The 15,564-nt window shown below is 53.0% G+C and carries 15 protein-coding genes, 2 tRNA genes and 1 other RNA gene; 8 read left to right on the top strand and 10 right to left on the bottom strand.

Features of this window, described 5'->3' with window-relative positions:
• Positions 1–151: 151 nt before the first annotated feature.
• Positions 152–1,495 (top strand): inosine/guanosine kinase, encoded by a 1,344-nt coding sequence (locus tag ACNRUY_RS16370; RefSeq protein WP_488112722.1) that lies wholly within the window; start codon positions 152–154, stop codon positions 1,493–1,495.
• Positions 1,496–1,648: 153 nt separating this feature from the next.
• Here ACNRUY_RS16370 and ACNRUY_RS16365 read toward each other — a convergent pair whose 3' ends face one another.
• Positions 1,649–1,936: an RNA recognition motif domain-containing protein gene (locus ACNRUY_RS16365; protein WP_488112721.1), complete on the bottom strand. Its 288-nt coding sequence runs from the start codon at positions 1,934–1,936 to the stop codon at positions 1,649–1,651.
• A 454-nt stretch (positions 1,937–2,390) separates the two neighbouring features.
• Between ACNRUY_RS16365 and ACNRUY_RS16360 the strand changes: the two genes are divergently transcribed.
• Positions 2,391–2,915 (top strand): hypothetical protein, encoded by a 525-nt coding sequence (locus ACNRUY_RS16360; protein ID WP_488112720.1) that lies wholly within the window; start codon positions 2,391–2,393, stop codon positions 2,913–2,915.
• A gap of 16 nt (positions 2,916–2,931) precedes the next feature.
• Here the strand turns inward: ACNRUY_RS16360 and ACNRUY_RS16355 are convergent, their stop codons facing one another.
• Both ACNRUY_RS16355 and ACNRUY_RS16350 read right to left on the bottom strand, forming a co-directional pair.
• Positions 2,932–3,660, bottom strand: a complete 729-nt coding sequence (locus tag ACNRUY_RS16355; protein WP_488112719.1) for a hypothetical protein — start codon at positions 3,658–3,660, stop codon at positions 2,932–2,934.
• 151 nt (positions 3,661–3,811) lie between these two features.
• Positions 3,812–4,033 carry a DUF1272 domain-containing protein gene (locus tag ACNRUY_RS16350; protein ID WP_488112718.1) on the bottom strand — a complete coding sequence of 74 codons (222 nt, stop codon included), beginning with the start codon at positions 4,031–4,033 and terminating at the stop codon, positions 3,812–3,814.
• A 225-nt stretch (positions 4,034–4,258) separates the two neighbouring features.
• On the opposite strand from ACNRUY_RS16350, the gene ACNRUY_RS16345 reads away from it, so the two are divergent.
• The 3 genes from ACNRUY_RS16345 to ACNRUY_RS16335 are packed head-to-tail and all read left to right on the top strand — an operon-like array spanning position 4,259 to position 6,691.
• Positions 4,259–5,083, top strand: a complete 825-nt coding sequence (locus ACNRUY_RS16345; RefSeq protein ID WP_488112717.1) for an MBL fold metallo-hydrolase — start codon at positions 4,259–4,261, stop codon at positions 5,081–5,083.
• Positions 5,084–5,131: 48 nt separating this feature from the next.
• On the top strand, positions 5,132–5,770 hold the full coding sequence (gene pdxH, locus ACNRUY_RS16340; protein WP_488112716.1) for a pyridoxamine 5'-phosphate oxidase: 639 nt from the start codon (positions 5,132–5,134) through the stop codon (positions 5,768–5,770).
• A 24-nt stretch (positions 5,771–5,794) separates the two neighbouring features.
• Complete coding sequence (locus tag ACNRUY_RS16335) at positions 5,795–6,691, top strand: hypothetical protein (RefSeq protein ID WP_488112715.1); 897 nt, start codon at positions 5,795–5,797, stop codon at positions 6,689–6,691.
• Here ACNRUY_RS16335 and ACNRUY_RS16330 read toward each other — a convergent pair.
• The 3 genes from ACNRUY_RS16330 to ACNRUY_RS16320 all read right to left on the bottom strand — a co-directional run bounded on the left by ACNRUY_RS16330 (position 6,682) and on the right by ACNRUY_RS16320 (position 9,888).
• Positions 6,682–6,930, bottom strand: coding sequence for a GrxA family glutaredoxin (locus ACNRUY_RS16330; protein WP_488112714.1), 249 nt, complete (start codon positions 6,928–6,930; stop codon positions 6,682–6,684). The two genes, ACNRUY_RS16335 and ACNRUY_RS16330, sit on opposite strands and share 10 nt — an antisense overlap.
• A 103-nt stretch (positions 6,931–7,033) precedes the next feature.
• A complete protein-coding gene (locus tag ACNRUY_RS16325; protein ID WP_488112713.1) occupies positions 7,034–9,223 on the bottom strand; it encodes a tRNA(Met) cytidine acetyltransferase TmcA in 2,190 nt (729 codons plus the stop codon).
• 5 nt (positions 9,224–9,228) lie between these two features.
• Positions 9,229–9,888 carry a peptidylprolyl isomerase gene (locus tag ACNRUY_RS16320; RefSeq protein WP_488112712.1) on the bottom strand — a complete coding sequence of 220 codons (660 nt, stop codon included), beginning with the start codon at positions 9,886–9,888 and terminating at the stop codon, positions 9,229–9,231.
• A gap of 301 nt (positions 9,889–10,189) precedes the next feature.
• Between ACNRUY_RS16320 and ACNRUY_RS16315 the strand changes: the two genes are divergently transcribed.
• From ACNRUY_RS16315 to ACNRUY_RS16305, 3 genes are all read left to right on the top strand, one after another.
• Positions 10,190–11,452: a hypothetical protein gene (locus ACNRUY_RS16315; protein WP_488112711.1), complete on the top strand. Its 1,263-nt coding sequence runs from the start codon at positions 10,190–10,192 to the stop codon at positions 11,450–11,452.
• 151 nt (positions 11,453–11,603) lie between these two features.
• A tRNA-Pro gene (locus ACNRUY_RS16310) sits at positions 11,604–11,680 on the top strand.
• A gap of 118 nt (positions 11,681–11,798) precedes the next feature.
• Positions 11,799–11,875, top strand: a tRNA-Pro gene (locus tag ACNRUY_RS16305).
• 44 nt (positions 11,876–11,919) lie between these two features.
• Here the strand turns inward: ACNRUY_RS16305 and recR are convergent.
• From recR to ffs, 4 genes are all read right to left on the bottom strand, one after another.
• The gene (recR, locus tag ACNRUY_RS16300; RefSeq protein WP_488112710.1) at positions 11,920–12,519 is read right to left on the bottom strand and encodes a recombination mediator RecR; all 600 of its coding nucleotides are present in this window, start codon (positions 12,517–12,519) and stop codon (positions 11,920–11,922) included.
• Positions 12,520–12,625: 106 nt separating this feature from the next.
• Positions 12,626–12,952, bottom strand: a complete 327-nt coding sequence (locus ACNRUY_RS16295; protein ID WP_488112709.1) for a YbaB/EbfC family nucleoid-associated protein — start codon at positions 12,950–12,952, stop codon at positions 12,626–12,628.
• A 95-nt stretch (positions 12,953–13,047) separates the two neighbouring features.
• Positions 13,048–15,150: a DNA polymerase III subunit gamma/tau gene (gene dnaX / locus ACNRUY_RS16290; protein WP_488112708.1), complete on the bottom strand. Its 2,103-nt coding sequence runs from the start codon at positions 15,148–15,150 to the stop codon at positions 13,048–13,050.
• A 116-nt stretch (positions 15,151–15,266) separates the two neighbouring features.
• An RNA gene (gene ffs, locus ACNRUY_RS16285) (signal recognition particle sRNA small type) lies at positions 15,267–15,363 on the bottom strand.
• Positions 15,364–15,564: the final 201 nt, after the last annotated feature.

Below are 15,564 nucleotides of genomic sequence, written 5' to 3'. Positions count from 1 at the left end.
TTTTAACATACCTATGCCTATTGAACAGATATTCAACAGAATCAGACTATAAACCGGATTGCCCTTCCAGTATGCCAGAGACAGCGCACTTGACGAACTCTTTTCACAAATGCCCCCGTATCTCTACTCACTGGTATTTCCATGGCTTTTCATGAATAATCCGCAGCCTCCAAATCACCTCACCCCTTCATCGCCCATGAAATTTCCCGGTCGACGCAAGATCAAGCATTACTTCCCCGTCAATACCAACAACCGCTTCGACCTTGAAAGCTCGGTGTTCGGTCACATCAACACCACCGTGTGCGGTATCGACCAGAACCTGGTGGACATTACCGCCAGGGTTGATGACGCTCTGTTACGGGACTTCGGGCTCACCCGGGGAGCGTCTCAATGGCTGGAGAATGACCAGGCAAACCGCCTGTATGCCCTGTTGAAAGATCAACAGCTGATTGAGGACCAGTTTGCCGGAGGCACCATCGGCAATACCCTGCACAACTATTCGGTGCTGGCGGACGACCGCTCGGTACAGTTTGGTGTGATGAGTGAGGATATCCAGGTAGGCGATTACGCTTATCGCTACCTGTGCAATACCAGCAGCAAGGTTGACCTGACTTACCTGCAGCCGGTCAACGGCCCCATTGGCCGGTGTTTCGCCCTGATCACCGAAGATGGCGAACGCACCTTTGGCATCAGCCCCGGCCTGATGAACGAACTCAGTGCCGACTATATTGATGAACAGGTCATTGCCCGCTCTTCCGCCCTGGTTCTCTGTGCGTACACCCTGGCTGACCCATCCCTGCCCATCTATCAGGCCATGGTAAGCACTGCCGAACATGCTAAAAAACACGATGTGCCAGTGGTGCTGACCCTTGGCACCCATGGCCTGGTCAATGCCATCCGGGAACCCCTGACTCAGTTTATCCGGGAATTTGTCACCATCACCGCCATGAACGAAGAAGAGGCAGAGGCCTTAACCGGCGAGACCGACCCACTGGCCGCCTCCGACAAAATTCTGGAAATGACGGACATGGTGCTGCTCACCGCAGGCGCAGAGGGATTGTACCTGAGCGGCTTCACTGAGCAGGCCCTGGCACGGGAAACCGAAAACCCGATTCGCTCAGCGGCCATCAGCGACTTCAACCGGTTTGAGTTCAGTCGACCACTCCGTCGTCAGGAATGCGAAGAACCCCTTAAGGTGTTCTCCCATATCAGCCCCTACCTGGGTGGCCCGGACCAGATCAGAAACACCAACGGAGCCGGTGATGGCGCCCTGGCCGCTCTGATTCATGACCTGGCCGCCAACCATTACCATCGCCAGATCCTTCCCACCTCCAGCAAGCACCAGAAAGCCTGGCTGACCTACTCCTCCTTTGCCCAGGTCTGCAAATACGCCAACCGGGTCAGCTTTGAAGTACTGGCACAGAGCTCACCCCGGCTTTCGAGGGCTCTGCCTGAGCGGGAAATGAGCCTGGAAGACAGCTACTGGGATCAGTAAAGCCTCTGAGAAGCTGAGAGCGGTATAAACCAGCTCTATAACTGAAATTCATACCCCTCCTATTGAGCAAACAACACCCTGCTCAATAAAACTCAAAAACAAAACACAAAAAAGCCAGCAATAAAGCTGGCTTTTTTTTCGGCATTCAAGATGTCAAAAACGGTTTGCCCGCTGTTGAGTACGATTATTGCGGGGACGTTCAGTGGCTACACTCACCCTCAGGTCACGACCTTTCACAGCGGTACCATCCAGCGCAAGCGCTTCTTCTGCGGCAGAGGCATCCTCATAAGTGACAAAAGCAAAGCCTCTTGAACGACCTGTTTCACGATCCAGAATGATTTTAACCTCTTTCAGCTCACCGTGCTGGCCAAACAGCTCGGACAGTTCGTCCTCAGTTGCTGCAAACGCCAGGTTGCCGACAAAGAGTTTATTCTGAGACATCTTGTGTTTCTCCAGTGATGTGGGTATGGCTCGATGACCTTTTTCAGTCAGCTGACACCTTCAGGAACGATTTCAGGAAAGCCTGTCCATCAAAACAGCCCTCGAAGTCCTGAGGTCGAAATTAACAGGATCAGGCAGGGAAATGCAAACAAAATCCATCATATTTATACAGCTGTATACCAGCAGATCACAATCAACAACCATAACCCCAATACAGGGTTAACCAATGCCCATAACGATAAAACCATTTATCTGCATGAAAAAAAGGAGAAGCAATTTGTTTTTGCCGTGAATAATGTCGGAGATTATCTTTTCAACGGCTAGCTTTTAAACGTAACTATTTTAAACACAGCTATGATGATTGAAACGATTCACTTCATCCGTTTGAGTTTATTAAAAGCCGATTTCATCCAGGGATAGCTCTTTTTGTTCACCCATTGTCAGGTAAGCAGCAATGACCGGTAAAAACGTATTTTATGGTGCCAGCGTCACCAGCCGGAGTCTCCCGGAAGCCAATGACATTATCCGCCGTGCAAAGCACCTAAGCCTTTTCCTCAGTCAACAGGGTTATCAGTGTGATCCCACAGTGGTTATGGACAGCCGTCTGTACCGGGATTCACCCGGCTCTGTTCAAGGTATTCCTGAAAAGTACACAAAGCTGGTCACTTCAGAGCAAGTTGACGAAATGACACTCAGGCGACTCATCGGAAACACGCCCCTCAAAGATGAGATAGCCAGTTTTTACTGGGGCGTTGACAGCCTGAAAGAAGCGGCCTTCTGCCTTTGGGACCTGACATTTCCTTCCACAGGAGCCGGATTTGAGCTGGCCACCGCACTGGCCATGGAAAAAAAATGCCTTTGTTTTTCCGAGGGGAATCCCATCTCATCCACTGTCAATGGCAGCCCTTCCCCCTTACTGATCACTGCTCAATACGATGAACAGTTTGAGCAACAGCTACTGAGCTTCATAGCCAGCTGAATGTCCACTGCCAGCTCTATTCAACAAGAGTCCCTTTACCGGACAGCCATTGAGCCGGGGCGCCGATCGGACGATCAAAATCCGGAACCGGCAGGATCACTCCATCAGGTGACACACCTGGGTGGTAATTTGCCCACTGATCTTCAATGGTCAGTTGTTCCCCCTGTCGGGTTAACTGAATTTTGCCATATAGGGCCGAAGGGATCAGCTTGCCGTCGGGAGCGTAAGCACTGTCAGAACCGACCCCGGTCAGCAGAACACCATCGGGCAACCAGGTAACCATTCCCTTCAGATAGGGCTGGCCAATAACCTGAGGAATACTATGGGACAGCATGACCATATCAAAGGACCACTGATGATCTTCTCTCAGCCCCGGCCTCAGGGTTATCCGCGCCGTCAGATAACGCTGCTGACGCCAGGAAACCCTTTCCTCTTTTTCCTTGCGGTCATAAACAACCCGGGTAACCGACTCAGAGAGGTCGAAGGCGATAGCTCCACCAAACCGGTAAGGGTTACCTAATAAGTACCCTCCTTTACTGGCCACTCGAACCTCACCGGAATCCGCCCCCTTGGTGAGGGTTTCTCGATTCAACGAGACCCTGAACTGCCTTGCATTATTGAAATCAAAGGGCTCCAGCAGTGATTCCAGGCGAACGCTCGCTTCTTCCATGGTGACAGGAGAACGTTTGTCACCAGCCACAGCCTGAGATGGGCTTGCGGCAAACAAAGATCCACTCTGCAACATCACCACCATGAAAAGGCACAGGCCAAGCCGAAACCGCAGAGGTGAAACAGAAAACCTATCGCCCCGGCAATATAAATAACAGGTCAAATTAAACATATGACTCCATACAGTAATAACCGCTTATTTATATAGCTCAATTTTTCTAATCAGGTTACTTAAATAACTTTTTCTTCAGGCGGGCAGTGGCCACCTCAACCGGATTTCTCTTCCGACGGGGACGGCAGACCAGCTCTCCGTCACAATTAGGGCAGACGGCCCCCATTGCTTCCGTACAGCTCTGGCAGAAGGTACATTCAAACGAGCAGATAAAGGCAACGCCCTGATGATCCAGGGGAACATTGCATTGCTCACAACAGCTTTTCATTTTCAGCATGTGGGAAACTCCTTTTTCGGCCTGCTCCGTTATGTGATTTATTGATGATAAAATGCCTGGGCTTTCCGCTTATGGCTGTTCATTGATATCGCCCGCCCCAGCATTATCGAACCGCTCCCTGTTCTTATACTGCTCCAACAAGGGTGTTAATCATCCAGGACTCAGTTATCATTGCCGGAATTTTCACCTGAGTTGTTTGATAATAACCATAACACTGGATGATTCATGGCTCTATTGCAACGCATAGAACACTCCGGCGTTGAAGGGGTCCGGTGCGGCCGGAAAAACAGCGTTAATACCTCCTTTATCGTTTACCGCATCAACGACACCCTGATTGATACGGCTCCTGCAAACCAGTGGCGGTACCTGCTTCCCTTTTTCCAGGAAAAACCCCTTCGCCAGATACTCCTCACCCACCATCATGAAGACCACAGCGGTAATGCCGCCCGCCTGAAACAACTCACAGGCCTCACTCCAATGGCTTCTGAGGGCACAGGAACCATTATGGCCCGGGGTTTTCCGATTCCCCTGATTCAGAAATACATCTGGGGTAACAGCCCTCCAGCCACCCTGGCCTCCCTTCCCGGCCGTATCGAGCTGGCAGACGGCAGTGAACTGCAGGCCATCCCGGCTCCCGGGCACGCCGAGGACATGGTCTGTTATTTTGCCCCGGACAAAGGCTGGCTGTTCTCAGCGGATCTGTATATTTCCAGAAGCATTCGTTACATGAGGGACGATGAAAACCTGAGTGTACTGATTAACAGCATCAGAAAAGTGCTCTCCCTGGATTTTGACACGATATTCTGTCCCCACCGGGGAGTGGTGGAAAATGGTCGACAGGCACTGGCGGATAAGCTGAATAATCTCAGGATCCTCTGTGAGAAGGCCCAGAACCTCCATCAACAGGGGCAGTCAGTAAAAACCATCAGCCGAACCCTGCTGGGTCTCGAGGACAGTATCAGTTATCTGACAGGATTCGGGTTCTGCAAACAGAACCTGATCCGTGAATGCCTTAAAGTTGATCTACAGGCGATCCCCCCTGTCACCTGATCCCATCCGGGGGTTACAATAACCCGGTTTTATCAATATGTGGCCACCATGGATATCAGTCATTTACGTGAAGAATACACCCGGGCCGGACTGGACCGGGAAACCCTCGAACCGGATCCTTTCCGACAGTTTGAACTCTGGTTCAAGCAAGCCCAGGAAGCAGGGCTTCCAGAACCCAATGCCATGAGTCTCGCCACCGCCAGCACTTCCGGAGCGCCTTCACTGAGAACGGTGTTACTCAAGTATTTTGACGACAAAGGGTTTGTTTTTTTCACCAACTACAGCAGTCACAAAGCCCGGGATATCACAGAAAACCCGGCCGTTGCCCTGATGTTCCCCTGGATTACCCTGGAGCGCCAGGTCATTGTTCGCGGCCGGGCAGAAAAGGTCTCCAGCGCCGAATCCCTCCGCTATTTCAGCAGTCGCCCCCAGGGCAGCCAGCTGGGGGCCTGGGTCTCTCACCAGAGCTCGGTGATTTCCGGCCGCAAACTCCTTGAAATGAAACTGGATGAAATGAAAAGAAAGTTCAAGGCGGGCAAAATTCCCCTGCCGGACTTCTGGGGGGGTTACCGTGTGGTGCCTGAAAAAGTCGAATTCTGGCAGGGTCGCCCCAGCCGCCTTCATGACCGTTTCCTTTATACCCTGGATGGGTCAGGCCAGTGGCAGATCGACCGGCTTTCACCCTGAGGGCTGCACCATGAGGAGAACACCATGAGCAAGGAGACCGCCGCCAGAATTGCGGTAAGGGACAGCCTGATCCGACTGGTAGAGCTGAACACCCGGTTTCGGGAGGCCATTGAACAGGACAGCCAACTTCCAGCCTGGATCATGGATGAAGCTCCCCACGACCAGCCCCCCAGAGCCCTGGCAGCCCAAACCAGTACCCGGCTCACCTATCTTGAAGCACAAAACAAACAGGAAACGGCCAGGCTGACCGGACTGGTAGGCATATCCGCGGATACAATGGACACGGCCAGGAAACTCAACCAGAGCCGGAACGCCTTTAAAGCGGCCATGGCTGACTTCCGCAAACTGTTTGGGGACAGTATTGAAGCCATTGAGCAGGCTTCGGAAGACATTCGTGACGGCGTGCTGGGGGGGCTGAAAGTGAAACACCTGCACTTTGTTCAATGCTACCGCCAGTTAAAGCTGTTCCCAACAGCGCCCAGAAGGGTCGGTTTCAGCTGGGCAGCCAGCCACAGCGGCACGGTTCGACTGAGCGCAGAAGAAGCGGTGGATCACTTTCGGAAAAAGTATCTTGCCTCAGTGGCCATTACTGAAGATATCCGTATGCTGGAGCAGATGCCGGGGGATGAAGTGGTGGTCATCAAGCGAACCCTGGCCCCTCACCTTCGTGCCAACATCACCTGGTCAAAAGAGATTCAGGCCCTTCGGACAAAGGACCCGGATTTGAAAAAGGCCTATCCCGCCCAGATCAACTCGCCCCTGCCGCTGTTTATTCAGCTGGAACCGGGTCAGCCGCTGCCGGAGTTCAATCGAATCCGGCCTTTTGACCCAGCGGCCCGTCAGGAGCGACTTCAGCGCAGCGATGCCCGGCTGGTTAAAATCAGCGACAACCCGCACTCACGGATCTACCGTTACGCCTGAGCATCCATCTCTTTAAGATAAGCGTCCAGCTCAGTAAACCCGCCAATGTACTGCTGGCCATGAAAAACCTGGGGCACCGTTTCTACCGGCTTGCCCACGGTTTTTTCCAGATCCGCCTTGCTGATCCCTTCCTCATAAATGTCCACATAGCGAAAAGGCAGTTCTTTCGCTTCCAGCACCTCTTTGGCACGAATGCAAAAACCACAACCGGGACGGCCAAAAACGGTAAAACGTTCCATTCTCAATCACTCCTGAGATTCCATATTTGAATAGGCGTACTATAACGCCTCCGAATAAATCCTTGCAGCTGATTCTGTCAATGGGGTCCATAAAAGCTTTCTATCAAACCCGGTTTTGACCATCATCACCGCTGTTATTACCAACCCAGACTTCCTTCACCAGCCTGGCAATAATCTCCCGCAACCGGGTTCTGGCCTGCTTCTGACCTGCCAGAGCACAGCTGCGGGCTACCTGCTGCCAGTCACGGTTCTGCAACACCCGGCTCACCAGCAGCGGCAACTCATCTTCCTTAATAAGTCCTTCAGACACTCCATTGAAAACAATGGATTTTATCGGACCAATACAGCCTTCATAAGGCCGCAAACCCTGGGTAAATGAAAGCAACTCCGTACGACCCTGGACAGACAGTTGATAGTCCGGTGCGCAACCGGAATACCGGACCAAAGCAGACACCAGTCTGGCATCCACCTCCCGAAGACAGTCCATTAACAGCCAGTGAAACTGCCCCTGAAAACGAACCACCGCCTCCTCTGTCAGTGCTACTCCCTGAGCCGACAGACCCTGAAGCATCATAACGGAATGAACCCCACTGGCCGCTTCACGGGTTACCCCTACCCTGACAGGAACCATCCCCACCTGATGCCAGAACGCCAGAAGCTCCTCAGTAGCGCCAAACAGGGTTCCCAGATAATCCATCCCTCCGGACAGGCACTGATCCCGGATAGAAGCCATCAGTTTTTTGCCCAGTCCCATTCCCTGGCACCGGGGGTGGACAGCTATCCGGATAATGCGGAGCCCCTGCAGAGCCACCGAATCGCGAATCCCCAGATGGTGACTCAGGGATTGGGGTAATAAATGACCTTTCACCCTGCGCTGCCCCAGCAGAATGCCCTCCCTCAGGCCTTCCTCAATATCGCCTTCCCTGGCAGCCAGAACTGTGCCCACCAGACGGTTGCGGAAAAACAGGCCATATACCTCAATATTGCCCCCATCCAGCAAATGCCTGAGATCAAAAGGACGGGTCTGATAATGAGCCAGCACCAGCAAGCCAAACAGCTCATTCAACAGAGCCTCATGGGATAACAACTCTATTCGGGACAATGGCCGGAAATGACATTGTTCCGGGGTAATACCCGCTAATTCCCGGCCATCACAGGGCGCAGCATTAAGCAGCAGCGCCTGAAAGACAAACGCTTCAACCGGGTCTCCCGAACGCCAGCGAATCGGCTCCTCCATCCGCAGCTCCCGCCATTGGGGGGTTCTGGCATCCAGTGTTTTCCGGAAACGGATGGCAAATCCCCGACCGGTCCCCTCATACCCATGGACAGTTGTGGCAAAAACAATCCGACTGTGGCGTTTGAGCATTGTCTCCAGCAAGGGGGCGGGAATCGCCGCTGCCTCATCCACCATCAGCAGATCGGTAGTAGTGGCTGATGCCATCAGCTCATCCGGCGCCAGAAAATGAATACACCCGAGCAGTGCCTCAGCCTGATTCCCCAGGCTCTCCCGGGCATGGGCAAAGATAACGTCTGCGGTTTTTCTTGATGGAGCGGTCACCGTGATATGACCGAGGCCTTCCAACAGGAGTTGGGCCGCCGCAATCCCCAGGGCAGCGCTTTTGCCCCTCCCCCGGTCAGCGGTGAGCACCAGTGGCCGTTTTCTATGGCCGCGAACCACTTTATGAATCGCCGTGACCGCGGTGGACTGGCAGGCTGTACGACAGGGGCCAGCTTCAGGCTGAAGGCTTTCATTCCTGGATAAAGCAGGAGCCTGCAGCCTGTTAGCTCCAGACTCCGTCAACAGAGACAGTCGATCGGAGTTCTGAACAAGCGTGGCAAGACGCTTGAGATAGCGCCCAGTCACCTGCTCCGGTGCCTGGGGGTAAACCATCATACGCCGGTGTTCCGGATCCGCAAAGTCTGGCCAGAGGGAAAGTTCCGGTGTCAGCAGAAGCAGAATGCCTCCGGCACAGAGAGAGCCGCTGATGGCGCCAAATGCATCCACATCGAAGCCGGAATGGCCATCAAACACCAGGGTCTTTATTTCCCTCCCCAGCCACTCACGGGTATTTCTGGCCCGGAGAACCGCCACCTCCGGGAGCTGATCCGGCTCAAAACCTTCGCCAATGTACACGGCCGGAGCTTCACCGATATCCGTCAATAACGTTAACGCCTGATCACGACACCAGGACGCCTGACCAGAGCACACCAGCAGTCGACGATGGCCTGTAGAAAGGGCGTCCTGCCTGAGGCTACTGACCACCTCCCGCAACGGATGATTTTCACTGATCATCCCTTTTACGAAGCTTTTTTCTGGGGAGCTGTTTTCTGGAGCGTTTTATCCACCGCCGTCTTGTCAACCACCTTCCCAACTACATAGGCTTTCTTGATGACAACAGGGTCCACAGGAACATCCCCATGCCCCGAGCGTCGGCCAGTCTTCCCCCGGGCAATCCCATCCACAACACTCATGCCTTCAACCACGTGCCCAAACACCGCATAGCCGGGTTTATGGCGATCGCCATCCAGGAAATAGTTGTCCACCAGGTTGATAAAAAACTGCGAGGTGGCGCTGTCCGGCACCTGGGTTCTTGCCATGGCAATGGTACCGCGCTCATTCTTCAGACTACTGATCATCATGGATTCATTTTTAATGGGGGCGTCCGTTTTCTTCTGGTTCATATCCGGGGAAAACCCACCGCCCTGGATCATGAAATTTTTGATCACCCGGTGAAACACCAGGCCGTCATAAAACCCCCGGTTGACATAATCCAGAAAGTTTTTCACCGTCACCGGCGCCTTCTCAGCCTCCAGTTCTATAACAATATTGCCCTGAGTGGTTTCCAGGGTGACCCTGGCAGGGCCTTGTTTCGCCTCTGACTGAACAGGAGCAGCCTGCACTCCGGCCACCATAACCAGAAAAACGCTGCTCAGCAGCCACTTTGTCATGCGCTTCATGTAACCTCCGGAAAAAGGGTCATTGTAACTGACTGCCCCCATTGGCGATGGCATTTCTGTCCATATACCGTGGCAGCCCTTGAGAGAGTTGTGAAGGGTATCCTAATCAGGGTGGCAGGGAATAACAATCACCCTGCGCCGGAAAGCAAAAACCGATACTCTCCCACTCCTCCCCCCCCCCCTCATTCCCAGAGCTCATCTTGCTGGCTTTATTTTCCAGTGCCCTGGTCTATGCTCAGAACCAGACTGCTCAGTCTTGACCTATCCCTTCTTATCCCCCCATGATTCAGTGAGCGTTCCCATGCGTAAGTGGACATTAACCCTACCTGCTCTGCTTTTTTCTTCACTACCGGTTTTTTCCCAGGCAGGTGACTGCGACTTTATCACCACAAAGCCTTTTCCTGATCAGCAGAAAAGGCTGAGGACAGATATGGAACGCTTTCTCAGCCATCTCAGGCTCGACCAGTACGATCAGAAGATTGTAGAAGCCTTGAGGGAAAGTCAGACCCAGGGAGAACACGGCATCAAAAAAGCCATCTGGTTGAAAGACCTTGTACCCACTATTCGAAAAAAACCACCTTCCATGGACAGTGAAGAGCAGAAAAAACAGTTGGATAAAGCACTGGATAAACTGGATGCTGAAATCAAGAGCCTGATCCATACTGCAAGCTGCTTCCATACTGAGAAATACACACCCGACACCCCTGTCATGATGCTGAGGCTAAATGACCATGGAGACACAGGCAGCCCCAGATTTGCTTTCACCACCACAACTCTGGAGGGTAAACCCAGTAAGCAGATACTGTTCACCACAGGGCAGGTCTGTGATGAACATAGCTGCAAGTTTCAAACAGCAACCTCCGCTGAAATGGAAACAGTGACCACTGTTCGCCTGATTCACAGCCCATTGGCAGTTATGGAATATACCGCAGGGCTGACAGCTACCCGGCCCACTCCTGATGCTCTTCCCCTTGAAACCTATATCACCCGGTTTGATATGAAAGACAAAAAAGAGTTTTTCAGCCCTGAAGTTAAATTCTCAGGGCAGTGTCTGGACAAGGATAAGAAACCACTTTATTCAGTAGAAGGCTCTATTCCATGGGCCACTGACACAGGAGCAAACATCAATGGACTGTCACAACTGGTTCGCTGGAGTAACGACTGCCAGTATCTCAATGTGACGTTCATTGAGGACGACTGGGACCAACCCCTGGTATTTTTGAAAATCATCCATAAAGCCACTGAAAAATACTCAGGTACTGGTTTCAGTACAGAAGACATAGAAGCAGGCATCAACGAAATAGCCAAAAGTACTCTGGGTGATAGAGAGGGACTTTACGCAAAAGTTCTCGTTCCTCTGATTGGATATATTCTCAAAGGGTTGCAAGACGATCTCCTTGGTCATGTTGTAATCAGTCGTGCCGAAGCTCTCCCTTCAGTAGACACCCGAAATACGAACGTCACCCTGCAGCTTCAACATATGTATGACCTGGAGGATACTCCACCTGTGGGAGGACACCGTGATACTGCAACCCTCCCTAAAAGAACTCCGGAAGAGCTTTAGTCAGGTTATGGAGTCCATGATCATGATCAGAAACTCATTACCCAAGAGCAATAAACGTCCATGGCTTTTCATTGAGGGGTTGCAAATCAGGCTCCTTTAGGTAACATACGCCTCGCCCTGAAGCGAAACACACATCACTTCAGGGCAGCGTCGGAGCGTAGCGCAGCCTGGTAGCGCACTACAATGGGGTTGTAGGGGTCGGAGGTTCAAATCCTCTCGCTCCGACCAGTATACAAACAGCACGAACGTGCTGTTTTTTATGGGCGAATTTACTTACTGTTCAGCACAGAAAAGTCATCACCCAACACTGTGATCCATGTTTTCATTTCATGATCATTACCAGTTTCGGAGCGTAGCGCAGCCTGGTAGCGCACCACAATGGGGTTGTGGGGGTCGGAGGTTCGAATCCTCTCGCTCCGACCAATAAAAAAGCCGCTTTTTAAGCGGCTTTTTTTTACATCTCAACTTTATACCTCCACTTTTTTACGCCCTGCCATGGCATGAGCCAGGGTCCCCCCATCCACAAACTCCAACTCCCCACCCAGAGGGACACCATGAGCGATACGGGTGGCCGCCACGCCCAGCGACTTCAACTCCTCAGCAATATAGTGAGCCGTTGCCTCTCCCTCTACCGTCGGGTTAGTGGCAAGCACCACCTCCTCAACCTGATTTTCCCTGACCGTCTCAAGCATCTGCCCGATACCGATATCATCAGGCCCAATGCCATCGATAGGCGATAAATGCCCCATCAGCACAAAATAACGACCGGAGAACCCGCCCGCCTGCTCAAAGGCCATCACATCAGAGGGGGTTTCCACCACACAAAGGGTTCTAACATCCCTGGAAGGATTGGCACAGATCCGGCACACAGTCTCCTCTGTCAGCGTTCTACAGTGCTTGCAGCGCCCCACCCCTTCAGCAGACCTGGTCAGCGCCTGAGCCAGCCGCAGTGCCCCTTCACGATCCCTCTCCAACAGATGCAGAGCCATTCGCTGGGCAGAGCGGGGGCCAACACCCGGGAGACACCGAAGCGATTCCATCAATTCCCTGATCAAAGGGCTGAACATAACCGGATTCCATCTGACAATTGTGAAAGTAGTGACAGTGACAGCACGCTCCTTCCCCGAAGTAAAATCCAGCTACAGGAACAAGAGCGCGCCAACGGGAAAAGGATCAGAAAGGAAGCTTCATACCGGCGGGCAGCCCGAGGCCGGACGTCAACTCACCCATTCTTTCCTTGTTATTCTTTTCTACTTTGCGCACGGCATCATTCACCGCAGCAGCCAGCAGATCTTCCAGCATCTCTTTATCTTCTTCCAGAAGGCTGGGATCAATTTCCACTTTCCTGACATCGTGGCGACCGGTCATCACTACTTTGACCAGACCCGCTCCCGACTCTCCAGACACTTCAGCATTGGCCAGCTCTTCCTGAACCTTCTGCATGTCTTCCTGCATTTTCTGGGCCTGCTTCATCAGATTGCCCATTCCACCTTTAAACATAACAACCTCTGCTCTATCCAAAACCAATGGCACCGGCCCTGAAAGCCTCAGTAAAAACATCAGCGAACACTCAGGGCAGCCCCATTCAGCCATGCTTACTTTATGATATTACCCACAGGCTGGATACTGTCCTCAAGCACCGACGCCGAGAAAACCTCAACCAGCCCTTTTACCCGAGCATCCGAAAAAATACTGCCCCTGGCCTCCTGCAGGCGCTCCGCAATCTTGCGCTCACGCCAGGCAGCAGGGGTCTCCGAAACAATCGACCCGGTTTCAACACTCACCCCGAGCGGGTGTTCAAAATAATCGCTCAAGGCCTTTTCAATTCTCTGGCGGTGGGTTTCGTTGTATAACGTGCTCCTGCGCTCATCAAGGCGCAGCTTGACCTGACCATCATCACACCCGAGAAACTCACAATGAGACCCTATGGTTCCGGTCACCCCTCCCAGGGGCAAACCCCGATAAACTGTAATCCAGGTAACCGGATCCAGCACGCCAAGGGCAATGCGGTCAGACTTGTCAGGCAGACTGGACACAGCCCTGACAGGAGACGCTTCCACCACAACCGGAGCACTCACCGGTTGCGATAGAGCCGCAGGCACCCCACCCTCAAAAACCGTTTCTGACGGAGGGACTCTGCCACCCTCATCCTGAAACCCGGCTTCACCTGCAGGCGTTTCATTGGACAGCACCTGCTCATAAGCCTCAAGAGGGATAGCCTCAACATGGGGAGGCAACGGCTCTACAGAATGATCAGGAGGACTGCCCACTTCCGGTTCGCCTATCAACGGAGGCTCAAAAGCATCAACCGCTCTTTCAGACCGCCCCCCCTCTTCAGGTTCACGGGACGCAGGCAAAGACTCAGGAGAAGGCTCAACAGGCAGTATTGATCCAGCATCTTCAGCAGCCCCGGCGGTCTCGTCCGCTAAACCTCCCACTTGATGGACGCCATCAGAGGAAACCGGTTCACTCTCTACAACAGAAGCTACAACAGGCGGAGGTAAAACCCCGGGCTCAGGTTCCGGCTCCTGAACACTCTCCCCATCGTCTTGAACAGTAGAACCACCCGCAACCGATCCGCCGCCCTGCAACACATGAGCCGAAACCGGCGCTGCATCCGGACGAAACGCCAGCATTCGCAACAGCGCCATCTCAAAACCACTGCGAGGCTCTGGCGACAATGGCAAGTCTTTTTTGCCAATCAATCCAGTCTGGTAATAGAGCTGAACATCCTCTGCGGTCATAGCAGCGGCCAACTCAATCACCTGATCCCGATCCCCCTGGCTATTGTCAACTGCATCGGGCACGGCCTGACCAATCGCCACCCTGTGCAGTACTGCCAGCAGATCATCTAGCACCGCCATATAGTCCGGTGAATAATCCGCCAGCCCCGCCACAGACCCCAGAACATCTGCCGCGTTACCCGACGCCAACGCTCTGACGATTTTCATGACCTGCCCCTGGTCAATGGTACCCAGCATGGCACCCACTTCTGACTCCGTGACCCGCCCGTTACCAAAGGCTATGGCCTGATCCGTCAGGCTCAGGGCATCCCGCATACTGCCATCCGCAGAGCGCGACAGCTGCCAGAGAGCAGCCACCTCAAAAGGCAACTGTTCCTGTTCAAGCACATGCTCCAGATGACCCACAATGCGCTCAGGGGACATATTTTTCAGGCTGAACTGAAGACAGCGGGACAAAATCGTAATAGGCAGTTTCTGGGGATCTGTGGTCGCCAGGAGAAATTTCACATGGGGAGGCGGCTCTTCAAGCGTCTTCAGCAAAGCATTGAAGCTGTGGGCCGACAACATATGCACCTCATCGATGAGGTAAACCTTGTAGCGACCACGGGTAGGGGCATACTGAACATTATCCAGCAGCTCACGGGTATCTTCCACCTTGGTCCGGGATGCCGCATCCACCTCAATCAGATCAACAAACCGGCCATCATCAATTTCCCGGCAGGCAGAACACTCACCGCAGGGGGTTGAGCTGACACCTGCCTCACAATTCAGGCATTTGGCAAAAATACGGGCAATGGTGGTTTTACCGACACCACGGGTCCCGGTAAACAGATAGGCATGATGAAGGCGATCCTGATCCAGCGCATTGACCAGCGCCTGAAGAATATGGGTTTGCCCTACCAGCTCTTTAAAAGAGCGAGGCCGCCATTTACGTGCAAGAACCTGGTAGCTCATTGAAAAGCGTCAACACCTGAAGTCAGAAAAGAGTAACACTATGCTAACCAAGAAGACTTGAGAATGCACGAATGACAGGGGATGAGGCCCGGAGAACCCGGAAATAGGGAGACGTCCCCCGCCAGCCACACCCCGGCACATAATTTCACTACTACCGTTGCTCCCTTCCGGGCCTGGCGGGGTTCGCAGCTCATTATTGCGGGGGGACCGACGAGGTCCGTCATAAAGATCAGGGCGTCTCGCCTTGATGCAGCGCATTCTCCATAAAACCCGGCAGGTCGTCAACCCCAGGGCAAAAACATGATCAAGAATCAATCAGCCCAAGCACTTTCATCATATAGTCTTCATCCCAGCCACAGGTTTTACGTTTGTTCTTGATACCAGCCTTCACTGAAGTATCAAGCTTGAGAAGGT

The sequence above is a fragment of the Endozoicomonas sp. Z74 genome, from assembly GCF_057680865.1.
The sequence above is the reverse complement of the archived record's forward strand: the minus strand, read 5'-3'. Positions and strand labels throughout refer to the sequence as shown.